The sequence below is a fragment of the Paraburkholderia sp. BL6665CI2N2 genome (assembly GCF_004366535.1).
GTDB lineage: Bacteria > Pseudomonadota > Gammaproteobacteria > Burkholderiales > Burkholderiaceae > Paraburkholderia.
In genome coordinates, this window is the sequence record NZ_SORC01000001.1 from 2,807,140 (window position 1) to 2,825,096 (window position 17,957).

A 17,957-nucleotide genomic window follows, 5' to 3' on the forward strand; every position below is an offset into this window, starting at 1 on the left:
CACCGCCTGCCGGTCTTGGGCCATTTCTCCCCCACTCACTCATGTTCCATGCAATCGTCCGCTGAGTTCGCTAGCGGTCAAAATGTTCCGCCGATCCTGATAGCATGACGGCCGCGCCCGACCTGCGCGGCGGCCTCCTACTCTGACATGCGTCTATTCCTACGTTCCGCCCTCGTTGCGCTCTGCGCAGCCTCGATCAGCGCGCCGGTGCTCGCCAGCACCGTGATCAGCCGCAGCTTCCATTCCGACGCGCTCGGCCGCGACTGGGCCTACACGATCTATCTGCCGACCGGCTATCGCCATGACGCCGGCCGGCTGCCCGTGCTGTATCTCCTGCACGGCAATAACGGCGACGCCAACGACTGGATCACGCAAGGCCATCTGCAGAGCACCGCCGACGCGTTGATCGAGCATAAGGACATGCCGCCCGTCGTGATCGTGATGCCGCAAGGCGGCACGGACTGGTACGTCGATCGCAAGGAGAAGATGGAGACCGCGTTCTTCGACGATCTGCTGCCCGAGATCGAGGCGCGCTATGCGGTCTCGACGCAACGCGCCGCACGGATGATCGGCGGTGTCTCCATGGGCGGTTTCGGCGCGCTGCGTTATGCGATGACGCAACCCGAGCGCTTCTGCGGCGCGCTGCTGCTGAGCCCCGCGATCTATCCGAACGAGCCGCCGCGCGCGTCGGCCGCGCGCCGCGTCGGTGTGTTCGGCGAGCGCGAATTCGACGCGCGTATCTGGCACGAACTCAACTATCCGGCGCAGTGGGAGCGCTACATGAGCCGGCCATACCGTCTGCCGATGTTCATCGCCGCCGGCGACGACGACCTCGCGATCCAGGCCGATGCGTCGTCGCTGTATACGCACCTGCGGCTGGCGGGCAATCCGGCGGCGCTGCGCATTATCGACGGCGGTCATACGTGGGACGTCTGGAGCGCGCTGCTGCCCGCCGCGCTCAAATACACGCTCGGTTGCGTGAAGTCGCAACCGCAGCAACAGCAACAGCCGCTGGATCATCCGTCAAACCAGCGGCCGTAAAACGCGTGCAACTATCTCACGAGGTCGGTCCACAACACCATCAGCACGGTCATTAGCGCGGGGCCGATGAAGATGCCGAGAAGGCCGAACGTTTCCGCTCCGCCGAGTATGCCGAACAGCACGAGCAGGAACGGCAAACGCGTCGAGTTGCCAATTAGCACCGGCCGCACGAAGTGCTCGGCGATGAACACCACGACCGAGCCGAACACGGCGAGGCCGACACCCGCCGCGACCGAGCCTTGCGAGGCCAGCCACAAGGCCGCGAGACCGAAGGTGAGCGGCGCGCAGAACGGCAGCATGGCGGCGACTGCGGTGACGAGCGCGAGCAGCGCGACATGCGGCAAGCCCGTCACGAAATAGGCGACGCCCAGCAACGCGCCCTCGCCGAGTCCGACCACGACCAGTCCCGACACCGTCCCGCGCACCGCCGTGGCCATGCGTAGCAGAAGCTGCGCGCCGTCTTCGCCAAAGCCACGCCGCATGCCTTTGAGCAGCGAGCCCGACAGGCGCGGTCCCGCCTGAAAAATCACGAACAGCGTGATCAGCATGAAACCGAACACTGCCACGGCATGCGCCGCGCGCGCGCCGAAGTGCCGGCCGAGCGTCATCACGGTGGTGCTGTGCAGCCCTTTCATGGCCGCCGATCCCCGCAGCGGCTGAGCGAGATTGGCCTGCCACCACGCGGCAGCCTGCTGCGCGCCGAACGGCAGATGCTGGATGAAATCGGGCAATGGAATGCCATTTTCCTGCGCGTCTTTGAACCACTCGCTCATGTCATGCGCTTCGCGCAGTGCCTGGGCAATGCCGATGCCCACCGGCAGCACGACCAGCAACGCGATCGCCAGCGTCAACACGGCCGCGATCAGCGTCGTGCGGCCGGTGAACCAGCGGTTGCGCTCGACCCTGCGCAACAGCGGCCACAGCGCGATCGCAAGCACGGCGGCCCATGCCACCACCGCGATGAAGTCGCGCACGACCCACAACGCCAGCAAGACCAGGCCGATGTACAGCACGAGCGAGGCCGCGTTCTGCTTCTTCAGGCAGTCCGGCACCTCAGGCGGTTCGGGCGGTTCAGGCGGTGTGACAGGCGGGCGTGAATTCATGTGAGCTCTTATGGTTTTTCGAAGGCGCCCCCTCAGGGGACTTCCTTCGACGTGTGCGTGTGTGCGCGAGCCGACCGGAAAAATGCAAAACCGCTACACTGCGATTGCCCGGTCGCTCATCAATAACCACATCTTAAAGGAAGCACCGGCGCCCCCTTGCAGGCGATACGCTTGTCTCACTACGTACAACACTGCGTTGCAAAAATCCGACCTATCGTAAATTCAGCATAACAATGGCCCGCGAAGGCCCGTCTTCTCGGGATAGCGCGAATGTCAAATTTTATTGTTGCTGTTTGAAGAACAGTGTTTCAACCGCCGCACAATGGCTATCCGGCGCGCGCGGGACTACATTCGGCACACCACACATACGGAGCCGACGACGATGACCTTAGAGTCCATCCCCCTTGACGGTACCCATGGCGTCCGCATCGAAATTCTCGAGCGCTCGGACACGACGCTCGTGATTCGCTGGGTCGAGCCGGGAAAATGTCATTACGGCGAGCAGCGGTGGCGGCGCAGGTCGGCACATACGTCAGGAACGTGTGCAGTATCGCGCCGCAAGATTCGCCGCGGCGACGCCGTGTTCAAGCCGGCCGAGCGGCCGGCGCCGCTGAATGCTTCCGCCATGATCTGCGCTGAACTACTGGAGTGCGCCGAGGCGTAACGCATCAATCCCTGCCGGCGTTGCGTGCGCGCTCTGCCAATGCGCCTGACGCGCCCGATTTGCCCGGCGGCCCAACCCACATAGCGGCACGCGCATCGCGCGCAACCCGCTTCGCGCCGTGGGTAAAACACCCTCCGATTGCGGCCCCTCGCCACGTGCGTTAAGGTGGATGTCGTTGCGTCAAGTCACCTGCCCGCTCCACGCGCGGCGCTAGCGTGACCCGCACTCCACCTACCGCGCCGTGCCCCGTGCGGCGCCGATTGAGGGCATACCATGGCCGAAGACTCGCCGGAAACCCGCACGCCAATCGCGCCACCCGCGCCCCTCGCACCTCCCGCTCCGCCCGTCGCACCGCAACAATTCTCTCTGGACGTCCTGCTCGAAAAGTACGCGAAAGGCGACGAGCAATCCGCCGACGATGTATTCAAGCGCGTCGCGCGCGGCGTCGCCGAGGCCGAGCCCGAAGCGCTGCGCGAATCGGTCGAGGCGCTCTTCGTCGACAACCTGCGGCACGGCGCGCTCGGCGCCGGCCGCATCATGAGCGCGGCGGGCACCGGCATTGCGGCCACACTGATCAACTGCTTCGTGCAGCCCGTGGGCGACGCGATTCAGGGCGTCGACGAACAAGGCCTGCCCGGCATTTACGTCGCGTTGCTGCAAGCGGCCGAAACCATGCGCCGCGGCGGCGGAGTCGGCTACAACTTCTCGGCGATCCGTCCCAAAGGCGCGCGCGTTCACACCACCAGTTCGTCGGCGTCCGGTCCGTGCAGTTATATGGACGTGTTCGATGCGTCGTGCCGCACCGTCGAGAGCGCGGGTTCGCGGCGTGGCGCGCAGATGGCCGTGCTCGACTGCGACCACCCCGACCTGCTGGAGTTCATCGAGGCCAAGCATTCGAAAGGGCGCTGGAACAACTTCAACGTCTCGGTCGGCGTGACCGATGAGTTCATGCGCGCCGTCGAGGAAGACCAGCCCTGGCAACTCGTGCATCGCGCCGAACCCTCGCCCGCCCAGCGCGCAGCCGACGACGTGCGGCAACGCGAAGACGGCCTGTGGGTCTACAGCGAACGCCCGGCCCGCGCGATCTGGGATCGCATCATGCGCTCCACTTACGACGTCGCGGAACCGGGCATCGTGTTCATCTCGCGCATGAACGATGACAACAATCTGCGCGCCGTCGAAACCATCCGCGCCACCAATCCGTGCGGCGAGCAACCACTGCCGGCGTACGGCTGCTGCAATCTCGGGCCGCTGAACCTCACGCGCTTCGTGATCGATCCGTTCGCGCAGATGAAAGGCCGCAAGCCTTCGTTCGACTGGGACGGCCTCGCCCGACGCACGCGCACGCAGGTGCGCTTTCTCGACAACGTGCTCGACGTCACGCTGTGGCCGCTGCAGCAGCAATACGACGAGTCGCGCGCCAAGCGGCGCATCGGCGTGGGCTTTACCGGCCTCGGCGATACGCTCGTCATGCTCGGCTTGCGCTACAACTCGCAGGAGGGCCGCGACTTCGCCGTGCGCATCGCGCAAGTGATGCGGGACGAGGCGTATCGCGCGTCCGTGGACCTGGCGTGCGAGCGCGGCGCGTTTCCGCTTTTCGATGCGGCGCGTTATCTGGAAACCGGCACGTTCGCCTCGCGCTTGCCCGAGGACATCAAAGCGGCTATCCGTCGCGATGGCATTCGCAACAGCCATCTGCTCTCCATCGCGCCGACCGGCACGGTAAGCCTCGCGTTCGCGGATAACGCATCGAACGGCATCGAGCCGGCTTTCTCGTGGACTTACACTCGCATGAAGGTGATGGCCGACGGCGGGCGCGAATCCTTCGATGTCGAAGACTACGCGTATCGGCTTTATCGCGAGCTAGGCGGCGACACGAACAAGCTGCCGGATTATTTCGTCAGCGCGCTGGAGATGTCCGCACGCGACCATCTCGACATGATGGCGGCTGTGCAGCCGTATGTGGACACGTCGATCTCGAAGACCGTGAACGTGCCCGCCGACTATCCGTTCGAAGCGTTCGAAAGCCTCTACTTCGATGCTTGGAAAAACGGCCTCAAGGGTCTTGCCACCTATCGTCCGAACGAAACGCTCGGCGCGGTGCTGAGCGTGAGCCCCCCGCAAGCCGACGACACGCTGACCGAAAGCGATCTCGATCCGCTGCGTATCGCGATCGATCATCGGCCCAAGGGCGAGTTGCCTGCGATCATCGAGAAGGTCGAATATCTGACGCAGGCGGGCAAGAAGTCGCTTTACGTGGCGGTGTCGTTTATCGAAGTCACCGGGCGGCTGGGTGGTGAAGACGTCACCATCGAACGGCCTATCGAGTTCTTCATTCCGACGGGTCAGCGCGACGAATCGCAGCAATGGATCACGGCGACGATGCGTTCGCTGTCGCTGGCGGCGCGCGGCGGTTTTGTCGCGCGCAATCTGCAGGACATGCGCAAGGTTTCGTGGGATCGCGGGCAAGTGCGGCTCGGCGACGTGCAGCGCCTCGACGGACATCGCGCGCCACGCTGGCACGATTCGGAAGTGGCCGCCCTCGCCTTCGCGATCCAGCAGATTCTGCATCGACGCGGCTTTCTCGATGCCGAAGGTAACCAGGTGCCCTCGCGCATGCTGGCGCGTTTGCCGCGCGGACAGATGCGCGCCGAGACGGTACTGCCGGCGGATTTCGGCATTCGTCCGCATCCTGTTGAGACTGATGCCGACGCTCTAGCGTTGACGCAGCCCGGCGGCGCGCAAGGCCTGCATACGATGCTCGGGCGCAAGTGCGGGTCGTGCGGGGCGAATGCGGTGATTCGCAAGGATGGGTGTGACTTTTGCACCGCGTGTGGCGAGGTGGGTGCGTGCGGGTAGAGACGGCGGCGTTCCGCCTCAAGGTAGAGCGCTAGTTCGAGTGCGCCGTATCCGGCTTCCTGAAGGTACCAGGCCTACGACGTCTGCGCGGGCCGTTGATTTCCGGTGTCTGTCATGCAGAAAGCTGTCAACGACAGCTCGTCGATAGGTAAATAAATTTAGTCTTCCAAAGCGAAGAAAACCCCGGCCGGATCGGACTGACGCCGCGACGCATGAAAATCGACAGTTTTGTTTTCAACATGTCACAGCGATACGCATAGGAGCCATCCATGCGCCCCCCCAAAAAACTTGCATGCTTCGCACTTCTTTCCGCCTTCTCCGCAGGGTGTTCGGTCGCGGCCCCGGAACGGGATTCCGCAGATGAGCTCATCGGGAAAAAATATCGAGGAGGCCTATAAGCGGTTTGGAAAGCCCTTCTTGCCATAGCTCGAAACGACCCAACGCCCTGCCCCGTATTCGACCGCGACCACGCACCCCACACGCTGGACGACGCCCCCCTTGATAGCCCGCGTTCAGTCGCACGAGCCGTCGCTCCTTGCTTCGCCCCGAAACATTACAAACAGATAAACTTGAAAGGCCGACGGAAAAAGAAATTTACGTGTAAACGTGAATTTGTATGAAGAATAAATTCATGCTGCCGTTAACTGCCTACATGAACCACATGTCGCACACGCTGCCCACCCACCTCACCTTGGGAAGGACGGCCGGACGATCTTCACCTGTTCAGGTTTCTTTCACGTCGACGAAGCTAGCTATGAATATTGGCAATATGAAACTGGGCACCAAACTGATCAGCGCCTTCATCCTGGTATCGGTGATCAGCGCTATCGTCAGCGTGATCGGTGTTCGCAGCATGGGCCAGATTAACGCAAACGCGGATATGAGCTATCGATTGGATCTCGTGGGGCTTAACCGGATCCAGCAAGCGAATGCCGATGTGCTGCGAGCCGGCACATATCTACGCAACGCCATTCTGGCCGCCACTGCCGAGCAGCGGACTGCCTCTATTGCTCAGGCCGAAAAAGCTTTGACCTCGGCGCGCGAACACCTCAATCAAGCCGAACCCCTCGTCTATACCGAGAAAGGCAAAGCCACGTTTGCCGAGCTCGATCAAAGCTGGCACGACTACATAGAGGCTTTCAATGAAATGAAAGGCCGGATCAGCGCTGCGGGGCTGCAGGATCACGCTGCGCTGACTTCCTATCTGTTGGGCGAATACCACGAGAAGGGATTCAAGACGCTAGTCCTGATGGGCACGCTCGTCGATGTGAAACAGGCCGATGCACAAACGACGGCCGGATCGAACGATCAGGTGTACGAGGAAGGCCGCAATCTGATGTTGGTTCTGGTGGCGTTGTCGATGTTGATCGGTGCGGGAATCGGCGTCTGGATGGCGCGCAGTTTGACACGGCAGTTGGGAGGCGAGCCGGCGACAGCCGCCAATCTGGCAAAAAGCGTGGCAGCCGGCGATCTCAGCGTCAACATCGATCTACGGCGCGGCGACATGAACAGCCTCATGGCATCGCTGAAGGCGATGCGTGACGCGCTATCGCGCGTCGTGGCAGAGGTCCGCGAAAATGCCGAAGGGGTGGCCACGGCGAGCGCGCAGATTGCGCAGGGGAACCTGGATCTGTCGAGCCGCACCGAGGAGCAGGCAGCATCGCTCGAAGAAACCGCTTCGAGCATCGAAGAACTGACCGCCGCAGTCCGTCACAACACGGACAACGCGAAGCAGGCGGCAACGCTCGCCGGCACCGCCTCCGGCATCGCGCAGCAAGGCGGCGAGGTCGTCGGGCGGGTGGTCGATACGATGCGCGAAATCTCGGGCAGTTCGGCCAAAATGTCCGAGATCATCGGCGTGATCGAGGGAATTGCATTCCAGACCAATATCCTTGCGCTCAACGCAGCGGTCGAGGCGGCTCGCGCCGGCGAACAGGGACGTGGATTTGCAGTCGTGGCCGGAGAAGTCCGCGCGCTCGCGCAGCGCAGTGCCAGCGCGGCAAAGGAAATCAAGGACTTGATTGCCGATTCGGTCAGCCGGTTCGAGGTGGGCTCGACCCTTGTCGAACAGGCGGGCGGCACGATCAATGAGATCGTCGCATCCGTGAAACGCGTCACCGACATCGTCGGCGAAATCTCATCGGCGTCGCAAGAACAAAGCACCGGCATCGAACAGGTCAACCAGGCGGTCAACCAGATGGACCAGGTTACCCAGCAGAATGCCGCGCTGGTGGAAGAAGCTTCGGCGGCAGCCCAGGCGATGGCACAGCAGGCGAAGGATCTGCGCGCAGCGGTCGCCTTCTTCAAGGTCGACGATAGGCAAGTCTCTCTGTCATCAGTGAATGCGCCCTCAAAGGAAACACAGCGCGCGCCGTCGAAGATTCATACGTCATCCCCCGCGAGATTGACGAAACCCGCAGCGATGCCACGCCTTGCAGCCGGCGGCAGCACCGAAGTCGCGACCAACACCGCCCAGGCTGCCGACTGGCAGACATTCTGAACAGATCAGCGCATGGTTGCACGACAAGCGGTGGTTGAACACACCGCAGCTCGCGAATCACGTGCACGGTAGCGTGGATAACGTCTGGTCGCTCCGGCTTTGTCATTGAGGCAATGCACGCGAGCGACGTGGCAGCACAGGAAGAGTACTCACGGATGGAGACACGGGGCCGCTGCAAGCGGGCTCGATGAAACAGCACGAGACGCGACTGCAGCCGCCGTGCAGCGCGTTCAAGCCGTCTCGCTGTCTCCAGATGCCGGTACGTCCGGCTTGATCGCGTTGCTTTTTCGAGGCCACACGCGGTGACCGTATGAGGGATAGTGAGATCCGATTAAAGGTTTCTGCTCGGATCGTACTCAAGAATATGGAATCACGCGCCCCACTAAACGTATCGAAATCGGTCGTGAAGTCGTTGGAAGCCGCGAAAATCGACCACGTATTCCTGGTGCCGGGGAAGATGATTTATCCCCTGCTGGATGCAATCGACAAGTCGCCGTCGATCCGCGGAATTGTTTGCGCACATGAGACCAGCAGTGCTTTCATGGCTGACGGTTATGCGCGGGCCAGCCGGAAGTTCGGTGTCTGCGTTGGCATCTCCGGACCAGGCACCATGAATTTCGTGCCCGGCATGGCGGCCGCCCATGCAGACCGGATTCCCATGCTCTACATTGCCGGCGGTGTCTCGTCGCGAGCGGAAGGCAAAGGCGCGTTCCAGGACGCTACGCTGAGCGGCATTTTCGAAAGCGGCGTCGTAAAGAGTCTGGTGGAAAATGTGGTCGAGCTGAAGAACAAGGACAATCTTCAAGCCGAAATGCGGCGCGCGATGGATGGGCTGAACTGGATGCGTCGAGCGCAGTCTTTCGTCAGCATTCCTGTCGACGTTCAGCAGCATGAAGCTCTGCCCGGTCAGGAAGTATCGCGACAACCTTACGACCATGGCGAGTTCAATGCATCCGAGGTCCCCGCAAACCATGCAGCATTGCACGCCTTATGCGACCAGTATTTGCTCACATCGAAGCGAGTCGCGTTTCTGATCGGCAGTCGCGGCAATGACCCGGAAATGGCAAAGGCCTTACTCGATGTGGCCGAGAAATTTTGCATTCCTGTTGCGACTACGCTATCGGGGAAAGGCGCGTTTCCTGAGGATCATGTCCTTTCGCTCGGCGTGTACGGATTCGCGGGCCACTCGCGAGCCGTTCGCGTCATCAACTCGGACGAACTCGATGTCCTCGTCGTATTTGGCAGCGACCTGAACCAGCGCGACAGCATGAACTGGACGGAGAAGCTGCCTGCCGGGAAAGAGTTGATCATCTTCGACGACAGCTTTGATGCGCCCGCCATGGGGCATGTCGCGCGCGGTCGCGTGTTCTCCGGGATTCGTGCCACATTCCGCCTGCTTTCAAAGACGTTCGCTGACTGGGGCGCCGACTTTCACACCGTTCTGGAACGAAGACAAGCATGGACCGTCGAGGTCAACCAGACCCCTCTGTACGACGATAAGTTCGAACAACCCGGCGCGTGGGACATGGATGGCGATGAATCGCTCTATACAGGAGACGTCGTCAAGCAACTGTGCCGACTAATGCCGAAGGACGCCAACGTTGTGGTTGATTCCGGCGCCCACCGGATATTCATGGCTCATTACTGGCTTTCGTCGGGCATTGGCAACTACTTTTCCTCCAGTTCGCTCGCGCCGATGGGTTGGGCAATCGCCGCCGGGATCGGCATCAAGCTTGCGGCCCCGGAACAACCATGCGTCGTAGTGACTGGAGACGGGTGCATGCTGATGCACGGCATGGAGATCCAGACCGCAGCCCGATACGACGTCAAGATGCTTTACATCGTGTTGAATAATTCGGCGCATGGCGCAGTCCACATCGATGCGATCAGCAAAGGCTCCATTCCGGAGCGGTTCACCAGGCTGCCGAGCCATAATTGGGCTGCGTTTGCGGCTTCGCTCGGCGTCGCCGCGCGCAGGGTCGAGCGCCTTCAGGATCTGGCTGATGCGCTGAGCGAGGCGTCCCGGCTTAACGGTCCGTTCCTGATTGAAGTGATGACCGGGGTTTTTCCCGCACCGAACCGGTACTACGCGGAAAGCGCGCTCAGTGCCTCACCGGCTGAATCCGCACGTACGGCCTCACAACGCGGTCACGCCGCTGTCGTTCGGCACGTACAAGCTTGACTGCCGCTCAAACCCTGAAGACAGCGACCGCATCGCGCAGCGTGGATGCCTGCCCGGCCATTGCCTGAGCGGCGGCCGACGCCTCCTCGACAAGTGCCGCGTTCTGTTGCGTCACGGCGTCCATCTGCCCCACTGCGACATTGACCTGTTCGATGCCCGTTCCCTGCTCGTCGGAGGCGGAGGCAATTTCCCCCCATGATGAATGTTCATCTGGAACGCGATCCCCTCGATGACGGCAATGATTTCAGCGACCTTGCCGGAGCTCTCCGAAATCGCGCCCATCGATTCGACGACTTCGCCGACAACTTTCCCACCGAGCACCGCGACATCGCAAGCGTTGCCCGCCAGCGAATTCGCCTGCTTCGCATTTTCCGTATTCTGACGTACGGTTGCGGTCAACTCCTCCATACTTGCCGCGGTCTCCTGAAGTGACGCAGCCTGTTCTTCCGTTCGCTGCGACAGGTCCAGATTGCCCTGAGCGATTTCTCCCGCCGAGGTTCCGATTGCTTCCGCCGAGGACTGGATCTCGGAGACGATACTCCTGAGTTGCTGCCGCATCGCTGCCGGTCCATGCAGGCGTCTATCCAATCTCGACGCGATTACGGCCGGATTGCTTTGCCCGATAGAGCGCCCGGTCCGCACGCTTCATTAACGCGTCAACATCGACCTCGCCAGCTTCACGAGTGGCCACGCCGATGCTGACGGTAAATGGAATCGGCTCAGAATGCCACGCGTGCTCGAAATCCTGCCGTTCGTAGCGCCGCCGCAGTTCGTTCGCGAGCGCATAGGCAAGATGTGTATCCGCACCGGGCAAGGCCGCGACAAACTCCTCACCTCCCCAGCGGGCGAATAGACCCGGCCCATCCGCCATTGACGTTCCGACCTTGGCGAGCACGCGTAAGACCTCATCGCCGGCGTCGTGTCCACGGCGATCGTTGATCTCCTTAAAAAAATCAACGTCAAGAATGAACACTGACAAACCATCGCTCGTAGCAAGTACTCTCCCCACGAACTCCAGAAATTCACGGCGATTCGGCAGACCCGTTAGCACGTCGGTCTTAGCCTGCGCTTTTAGCAGCGTCATTAGCCGGGCGCGATCGCTGATGTCCCGGACGACCGCCATGAATTCGGTCGCGCCGTTTCTCTCAATCTTGGAGACTGCGATTTCGACCGGTATTATCGATCCGTCGCGATGCTGCCCGTACACACTGTTGCTTTGATCCATACGCGGCGGGGTCGCCTGCCGCTGCATGGGCTGGTACGAGTCCGCGAACTGCTGCACCTTCCGTGGGTGGTGCGTGCGAAACCTTTCGGGCAAGAGCGTTACGACTGGTCTGCCAAGTACCTCGGCAGACGAAAAACCAAAAAGATTCTCGGCCGCGCGATTAAATAGTGTGATGTTGTGCTGTTCGTCCATCGTGACAATAGCGTCGTAAGCCAGATCGACCAAAGCACGATAACGGGAAGCATCAACTTCCGGCTCCTGCGGCCGATCGATCTTCGCAGTCATGTCGAAACCGGTAACGAGCACCTCGCGCGCGCTGGAGCCGTCGCCGTGCCTGATCGGTTTAAGCGAAAAGCGCCACCATTGGCGACCCTCGCGAAAGTCATGAGTTTGCTCGGGCTCCGGCGGCCGCCCGGACGCAAAACATGCGAGCAGTTTCTTGCGGAACCCGCGCGGCGCGGAACTTGCAAGCAGTGCATCGAATGCAACGGGGAAAATCTGCAGACCCGCGTCCGCTCTCCCCGTTAACTGAAAGAATCGGTCGTTGCATGCAGTGACGATGAGTTCCCGGCTTTCATCGAGCGCTATCATGGCAACGCATATGGCATTCTCATCGATCACCTGGCTTGGCTCCTTGGACCAATCTGAGGGCTCCATTTTGCAGCGGTCTTAATTACTGACAGTTTTGCGCCGCGGGACACGATTGTCGCACAGCGGGAATACGGAGATTTGACTTCCCTTTCCAAACATCTGGCGCTCGTGGGAGAGCGTAAAACCCCGAATCGTCAATGTCCTGAAATCGGCCCCAGCGACTCACGTCGTAGACAAGAATCAATGTGGAGCATTGCGCCGGGTCGGTCGCATCGGTAAGCAAGCGAGTTAGCGCGGGCGAGCACGCGGCGTGAGCCCGCTGATCCTCTGGCCGCTTTCCAGTGAAGAGTTTGAAGAGCGGACTGGCGCAGCCCGACCTTCAGGAGTCACTCGCCAGTATCTGACGAATGGCCGCTGTTTCATGTCCATTTCGGATTTTCCACGTCCTGGATAACACCTGCTCCAAAGCTATATCGCTTCGAAGATCCCTACTTCAGGGCTTCGCTTGAACGGAGAGAACACACAACGATTCCAGATAACCGCAACCGCAATCCATGCTTGTGCGCGTTCTGAAAACATCAAACCTTTCTGAATGTCATCGGGGCTTCACTTAGATCGCCCAAGATCCGTCCCCATTGACTCTTTTGCCACCGACTCAGGAAGCCTATGTTGTTTCGATTCCCCCGCCCCCGCCCGCTATCCAGTTTCATTGCCCTATGCACCCTGCTGACGCTGAGTGCCTGCGGGAGCGGTGATGACGTCCAAAGTAATGCGGCCGTCGTGCCCGCCCCGCCGGCAGATCCAGGCTTTGTGGACAGTGCGTCCATCCCTCCTGTACCTGCATTCGTCGACAATGCCGCCTCCAACCAGCGAAACGATGCCCACTTCGCGACACTCGATACGAATGCCGGCGTACGCGTTGTCGCTCGCTTCCTCGACCTGTGGCAGCCGTCGACCATGATTGTCGACGCGGGCGCTTCGGCACCGGCCGTCGATGGATTCCCGGCCGTGGTCGCTTCGACGTGTTCAGGCCTCGTTAACTCGGGCACGCCTTGCGGCACGGTCCTGAATGCCGCCGTGTTGGGCCAGAACACGCAGTTCGTCGTCAACGAAACAGTCTCCCGCACACAGGCGCAGGCCGATGCGGCTTATTTCGACGACCGCCGCAACAAGGGATACAGCGTGACCGACGGCTTGGGGCCATTGACCAGCGCATGGCTAGGCAGCACGCAGCAAACCACGACGATCACCTCCATCCCGGCCAACGCTACCACGACGCTGTACAGCGACGCAGGCAACAACACAGGCGTTGGCCGTCCGACCAACACGACTTTTGGCACCGTGGTCGACTTTGTCAATGCCATGAGCACCAACGGTTCGACGGAACCCGCCAAGCGCTTTTATAAATACGCCAGACCGTTCCGGTGGAGCAGTTCCGTGGTAGTCGATCCCACGTTGGTACCGGCCGAAAGCGCCACGCCCGCGACAGATGGTGGCTTCATTAGCGGCCATACCGCCGAAGCAATGCGTGACTCGATGGCCATGGCTTACGTAGTTCCGCAGCGCTTCCAGGAAATGATGAGCCGCGCAATGGAATTGGGAGAAAACCGAATCATCGCGGGCATGCATTCGCCACTCGACGTAATCGGTGGCCGCATGCAGGGCCTGGCCGTAGTGGCGGCCAACCTCTACAACCCGGCAAATGCGTCCTTGAAAACCTCGGCATATGCGCAGGCCCAAAGTGCATTGATGTCCCAGACGAACACGACGAGTGCCACGCTCTCTACCTTCGCGCATTCGGGCACAATCTCAACGGACCGCTTTGCCGACTACGCGACCAATCAGTCCAATTACTTGCGTCGCATGACTTTTGGCTTTTCGCAGATCGAGGCGACCGATGCCGCGCCGGTCGTTCCGAAGGGTGCAGAAACGCTGCTTGAAACTCGTTTCCCCTATCTCAGCGCAGATCAGCGCCGGGTCGTGCTGAAGACGACCGAACTCCCGTCCGGCTATCCTGTCATGGACGATGCGGAAGGCTGGGGGCGTTTGAACATGTTCGCAGCGGCGGATGGCTACGGTGCATTCAACGGCAACGTCATCGTGTCCATGGACGCCACCCAGGGCGGCTTCAACGCAGCCGATACGTGGCGCAATCCGATCTCAGGAGCCGGCAAGCTGACCGTGCAGGGCAGCGGAACGCTCAAGCTGGCTGGCGCTAACACCTTCTCCGGTGGCTCACAGGTCAGCGGCGGTACGCTCGAAGCGGATTCGACGACCGCGTTCGGCACCGGGGACGTCTACCTTGGCGCGGGCACCATGGTCATCAATGCGCCTGGTGTCGTGTCCGTGGTCGGCAAATACACGCAACTTGCGAATACGACGCTGGAACTCGATATCGGCGCGAATGGGCAAGGCTCGATGAAGGTGGGCGCCCAGACTACGGTTGTTGGGGGAACGCTGCATGTGAAGTTCGTCAACGGCTTCACACCTAAGGTCGGCGATACGATCAGCCTGATCAGCGGCAATGGTTCGAACGTGAAGTTTTCGACTATTGCTGTTGACGGCTTCACCGTCACGCCTATCTATACATCGACTGGCGTTCAGGTCCATCTCGATTCCTAACTGAAGTGCTGGTCCGTGAGCGGCCGCTCTGCATGCCGCTCACGTCCTTGCGGACGATCCTGTTGTTTCCCCGTTGTCTGGTGCACAAAAGGCGGGGAAACAACGCCGCTATCGGCTTGAATTTTTTCGGCCTCGTCTTCTGGGGCGGGCACGGCGGAACGCTGGTTCCGTGCGACTGTTTCGGGCTCGCCACCGGCCGCTCACACCTCGAACATGGCCGGCCGTTCATGGGCCGGTCTCTGTCGGTAAAAGAATCTACGTCATGTTGGCCGCCAGACATGTCATCGGCTGCCGACAGTAGGGCTGCGCGAGCAGCGAACCGAGTACGGCGGCGGTGGTGATCTTCCAGACCAGCGGAAAGTGCCGAGCCTATTGCGTCGCGCTCAAAACAGACCTTCACGACGCACGCGGCCGAAATGAAGCGATGCGAACACACCCATGACCAGCACGCCGACGAGCAGCGCCACGCTATCGATATTGAAGCCGGGTGTGAACGGGTGGTGAATCAGCAGCGCTAGGCCGATCAGTGTATTCAGCAAGCCCCACAGGAAGTTGACGAGCGGCGACGATGGCCCCTTGCCATGGGGCGCCGAAAACGGAGACGGGAACGTTTCGCCGCGCAGACCAGCGGTCAGATGCGGCATCGCGTTGCACAGGAAGGCACCCGCGAAGAAGGCTACAACGAAGCTCATGGTTCGTCCTTTCGAAGGAAGCGGGAGAAGCCAGAATGGCTAGGGAAGCGTGGAATCGCCAAGTCGCCTGATCAGCGGAATGGCAGCAGCGAGCGTCGCGACGTCCTGAGGATCAAACTGTTCGAGCGTCGCCAGCAGCCATTCGCGTTTGGCCGCCGTGCGCCGCTTGCGTTCGTTCAGCCCTTTGCGCGTGATGGCGAAGAGAATCTGGCGGCCGTCCGTGGGATGCGGTTCCCGCTCGACGCAGGCCTCTTCTTCGAGGCTTGCGAGGATGGTTTTCATGGACTGGGGCTTCATCGATTCGGCGCGCGAGAGAGCCGCGGTGGTCATCGGGCCTTCACGTTCCAGCCGCGCGAGCACGCTGGACTGCGACAGGTTCAGGTCGCCGGGGCTGGCGATGCGCAGCCGGCGCAGAAGCTGGCCGACAGCCAGCGCCAGATCGGAGACGACGTTTTCCAGCGGCGGAGTGGATTCAGGGACACGGGTCATGCGCGAAGCGTAAACCAAGACAGTTAGACTTGCAAGTTAAACTGTCTAAATGCAGATACGGACTGCACGGTGTGCCTCCGAGGCTGGTGAAAATTTCCCTTTATAAACGCCCTCAATTTCAACTTGTTCTGAATTGCTCCCCTGTAGCAATTGGTTTTAATGCGCTCGTAGTTTCATCTTATGCGCGAACGCACAGAGAAACGACACGGCCGCCATTCCTGGCGGCCGCGTTCGTTGTGTGTCCACTTGATATGTCGGAGCGCGCCTCTTTTAGCCTACCTTCGCGTAGTAAAGATTCTGCGGATGCTTCGCCTCTGCAAAGAAAAACCACCGCTCCGCCACCAGCCCCGCGTATTGCACAAGACACGCCGCGGCCAGCAAGCCGAGCGAAACGCCGATCGAATGCAGGCTTGCACCCAGCGCCATCAACAAAACCGGCGCGACAAACGCCGTCGCGAGAAAGCCCCATTTGACATTGCGCAGCGTGCCCGCCGATTTGCCGTGAAAGAACTCGCGCAGATTGAACGCACCGGCGGTAAAGCCGCGCGACACCTGCACCAGCTTGGGATTGTGAATGCCGGTGGCGCTCTGCACAGTCGACTTCGGCCGCAAGCGCGCATTGCGCATGAGCGACGCCGAGCGGCTCGCGCAACCGGCGAGCGTCAGCACACATGCGCAGACAGCGAGTCCGACGGTCCACTCAGGCGCGAACCACGCGCTCAAGGCCGTCGCCAGCGTGAAGCCTGACGCGCAACCGAGCAGCGCGAAGTTCACCAACGTGAGCGGCGTGGCCCACTCCTGCAGAAAGCGCAGGCACGCATAGATCATCGCCGTGCAGACGAACAGCACGGCGCTCGCCAGCACGCCGAGCCAGCCGATCGCGAGCGACCACGGCGAGGCGAACCAATGCGCGACGCCATATAAAAACGCGCAGGCGAGAAACGCCGGCAGACACAAACATTCACGCGACAACCACGACGTGCGCCACATGGCGATCGCGCGCCATGCGCGTTCTGGATGACCGAGATGGAAGAACGACGCGATCAGTCCGAGTCCACCCAACACCACCGACACACCCGCGCCGGTGATATAGAACGCACCGGAGGGCGAAGCGAGCAGACCGAGATGCGCGGCAGTTTCCACACCGACGAGCGCGACCAGCAGACCCTGTGCCGCGCCGCTCAAGGTGGTCAGAAAAACCACGGAGAATGCGGGATTCATCGTGAGGTCCTATGGGTTGATTAGATGCGCGTCGCCATCGACGCAAGATGCAACTCGCCGCGCTCGAATTGAGCATCGAGCGATTCCGGTTCCTGTACCGAGCCCGTCGATTTGCACGAGCACGAGCCACTGCCGCAGCCCGCGGCCTCGGTGGGCACGCGCGGCAAATAGTGATTCGCCGGCCGCGTATTCCACTCGGGCATCAACTGATAGCCGCCGCGTTCCTGGATCGCCTTCGACACCACCGACTCCGGATCGTGAATATCGCCGAACAGCCGCGCTGAAGTCGGGCAAGCGAGCACACAGGCCGGCTGCCGATCGCGCTCGGACAGATTTTCATCGTGGATCCGATCGACGCACAGCGTGCACTTGGTCATCTCCTTGCGGCTTTCGTCGAGTTCGCGCGCGCCGTACGGACACGCCCACGCGCAATACTTGCAGCCGATACAGCGGTCGAAGTCCACCAGCACGAGCCCGTCTTCCTTGCGCTTATAGCTTGCACCGGTCGGACAGACCGGCACGCACGGCGGATCCTCGCAGTGCAGACACGACTTCGGAAAATGAATCGTCTCTGCGTTGGGAAAACTGCCGGCTTCAAAGCTCTGCACCCGGTTGAAGAAAGTGCCGGACGGATCCGCGTCGTATGGATTCATATCGGCGAGACTGCCCGATTCGCCCGACGTGTTCCACTCCTTGCAACTCGTCACGCAGGCGTGGCACCCCACGCACACGTTCAGGTCGATCACCAATGCCATCTGTGTCATCACA

General features: G+C 61.2%; 12 protein-coding genes and 1 pseudogene. 6 read left to right on the top strand and 7 right to left on the bottom strand.

The features are described from left to right. Positions 1-147: 147 nt before the first annotated feature. Entirely contained in the window at positions 148-1,041 is an 894-nt protein-coding gene (locus B0G81_RS12485; protein WP_134135837.1) for an alpha/beta hydrolase-fold protein, read from the top strand. A gap of 11 nt (positions 1,042-1,052) precedes the next feature. Here B0G81_RS12485 and B0G81_RS12490 read toward each other — a convergent pair whose 3' ends face one another. Further along, positions 1,053-2,144, bottom strand: a complete 1,092-nt coding sequence (locus B0G81_RS12490) for an AI-2E family transporter (RefSeq protein ID WP_134135839.1) — start codon at positions 2,142-2,144, stop codon at positions 1,053-1,055. Between the two features lie 382 nt (positions 2,145-2,526). Here B0G81_RS12490 and B0G81_RS12495 point away from each other — a divergent pair, with 382 nt between their 5' ends. The 4 genes from B0G81_RS12495 to B0G81_RS12510 all read left to right on the top strand — a co-directional run bounded on the left by B0G81_RS12495 (position 2,527) and on the right by B0G81_RS12510 (position 10,349). Beyond that, positions 2,527-2,808, top strand: a complete 282-nt coding sequence (locus tag B0G81_RS12495) for a DUF3331 domain-containing protein (RefSeq protein WP_134143092.1) — start codon at positions 2,527-2,529, stop codon at positions 2,806-2,808. 273 nt (positions 2,809-3,081) lie between these two features. Further along, positions 3,082-5,667 carry an adenosylcobalamin-dependent ribonucleoside-diphosphate reductase gene (locus B0G81_RS12500; protein ID WP_134135842.1) on the top strand — a complete coding sequence of 862 codons (2,586 nt, stop codon included), beginning with the start codon at positions 3,082-3,084 and terminating at the stop codon, positions 5,665-5,667. 616 nt (positions 5,668-6,283) lie between these two features. After that, on the top strand, positions 6,284-8,167 hold the full coding sequence (locus B0G81_RS12505) for a methyl-accepting chemotaxis protein (RefSeq protein ID WP_279590471.1): 1,884 nt from the start codon (positions 6,284-6,286) through the stop codon (positions 8,165-8,167). Positions 8,168-8,531: 364 nt separating this feature from the next. Further along, positions 8,532-10,349: a thiamine pyrophosphate-binding protein gene (locus B0G81_RS12510; RefSeq protein WP_279590532.1), complete on the top strand. Its 1,818-nt coding sequence runs from the start codon at positions 8,532-8,534 to the stop codon at positions 10,347-10,349. A 7-nt stretch (positions 10,350-10,356) separates the two neighbouring features. Here the strand turns inward: B0G81_RS12510 and B0G81_RS12515 are convergent. After that, a pseudogene (locus B0G81_RS12515) lies at positions 10,357-10,907 on the bottom strand (methyl-accepting chemotaxis protein); the annotation flags it as partial. Between the two features lie 22 nt (positions 10,908-10,929). Then, on the bottom strand, positions 10,930-12,231 hold the full coding sequence (locus B0G81_RS12520) for a diguanylate cyclase (protein WP_134135847.1): 1,302 nt from the start codon (positions 12,229-12,231) through the stop codon (positions 10,930-10,932). A 600-nt stretch (positions 12,232-12,831) separates the two neighbouring features. Between B0G81_RS12520 and B0G81_RS12525 the strand changes: the two genes are divergently transcribed. Continuing rightward, a complete protein-coding gene (locus B0G81_RS12525) occupies positions 12,832-14,787 on the top strand; it encodes a phosphatase PAP2 family protein (RefSeq protein WP_166678983.1) in 1,956 nt (651 codons plus the stop codon). A gap of 383 nt (positions 14,788-15,170) precedes the next feature. Here B0G81_RS12525 and B0G81_RS12530 read toward each other — a convergent pair whose 3' ends face one another. The 4 genes from B0G81_RS12530 to B0G81_RS12545 all read right to left on the bottom strand — a co-directional run bounded on the left by B0G81_RS12530 (position 15,171) and on the right by B0G81_RS12545 (position 17,953). Next, positions 15,171-15,479, bottom strand: a complete 309-nt coding sequence (locus B0G81_RS12530) for a hypothetical protein (protein ID WP_134135852.1) — start codon at positions 15,477-15,479, stop codon at positions 15,171-15,173. Between the two features lie 39 nt (positions 15,480-15,518). Continuing rightward, a complete protein-coding gene (locus B0G81_RS12535; RefSeq protein WP_106280746.1) occupies positions 15,519-15,968 on the bottom strand; it encodes a MarR family transcriptional regulator in 450 nt (149 codons plus the stop codon). A gap of 270 nt (positions 15,969-16,238) precedes the next feature. Next, positions 16,239-17,189 (bottom strand): DmsC/YnfH family molybdoenzyme membrane anchor subunit, encoded by a 951-nt coding sequence (locus B0G81_RS12540; RefSeq protein WP_134135854.1) that lies wholly within the window; start codon positions 17,187-17,189, stop codon positions 16,239-16,241. A 20-nt stretch (positions 17,190-17,209) separates the two neighbouring features. Beyond that, positions 17,210-17,953, bottom strand: a complete 744-nt coding sequence (locus tag B0G81_RS12545) for a 4Fe-4S dicluster domain-containing protein (RefSeq protein ID WP_134135856.1) — start codon at positions 17,951-17,953, stop codon at positions 17,210-17,212. Between the last annotated feature and the right edge of the window lie 4 nt (positions 17,954-17,957).

What these genes read in the sequence shown, in the direction of transcription:
- B0G81_RS12530 (WP_134135852.1), bottom strand. Translation starts at nt 15,479, where the DNA reads ATGAGCTTCGTTGTAGCCTTCTTCGCGGGTGCCTTCCTGTGCAACGCG.
- B0G81_RS12485 (WP_134135837.1), top strand. Translation starts at nt 148, where the DNA reads ATGCGTCTATTCCTACGTTCCGCCCTCGTTGCGCTCTGCGCAGCCTCG.
- B0G81_RS12505 (WP_279590471.1), top strand. Translation starts at nt 6,284, where the DNA reads ATGAAGAATAAATTCATGCTGCCGTTAACTGCCTACATGAACCACATG.
- B0G81_RS12535 (WP_106280746.1), bottom strand. Translation starts at nt 15,968, where the DNA reads ATGACCCGTGTCCCTGAATCCACTCCGCCGCTGGAAAACGTCGTCTCC.
- B0G81_RS12525 (WP_166678983.1), top strand. Translation starts at nt 12,832, where the DNA reads ATGTTGTTTCGATTCCCCCGCCCCCGCCCGCTATCCAGTTTCATTGCC.
- B0G81_RS12490 (WP_134135839.1), bottom strand. Translation starts at nt 2,144, where the DNA reads ATGAATTCACGCCCGCCTGTCACACCGCCTGAACCGCCCGAACCGCCT.
- B0G81_RS12540 (WP_134135854.1), bottom strand. Translation starts at nt 17,189, where the DNA reads ATGAATCCCGCATTCTCCGTGGTTTTTCTGACCACCTTGAGCGGCGCG.
- B0G81_RS12510 (WP_279590532.1), top strand. Translation starts at nt 8,532, where the DNA reads ATGGAATCACGCGCCCCACTAAACGTATCGAAATCGGTCGTGAAGTCG.
- B0G81_RS12495 (WP_134143092.1), top strand. Translation starts at nt 2,527, where the DNA reads ATGACCTTAGAGTCCATCCCCCTTGACGGTACCCATGGCGTCCGCATC.
- B0G81_RS12545 (WP_134135856.1), bottom strand. Translation starts at nt 17,953, where the DNA reads ATGACACAGATGGCATTGGTGATCGACCTGAACGTGTGCGTGGGGTGC.
- B0G81_RS12500 (WP_134135842.1), top strand. Translation starts at nt 3,082, where the DNA reads ATGGCCGAAGACTCGCCGGAAACCCGCACGCCAATCGCGCCACCCGCG.
- B0G81_RS12520 (WP_134135847.1), bottom strand. Translation starts at nt 12,231, where the DNA reads ATGGAGCCCTCAGATTGGTCCAAGGAGCCAAGCCAGGTGATCGATGAG.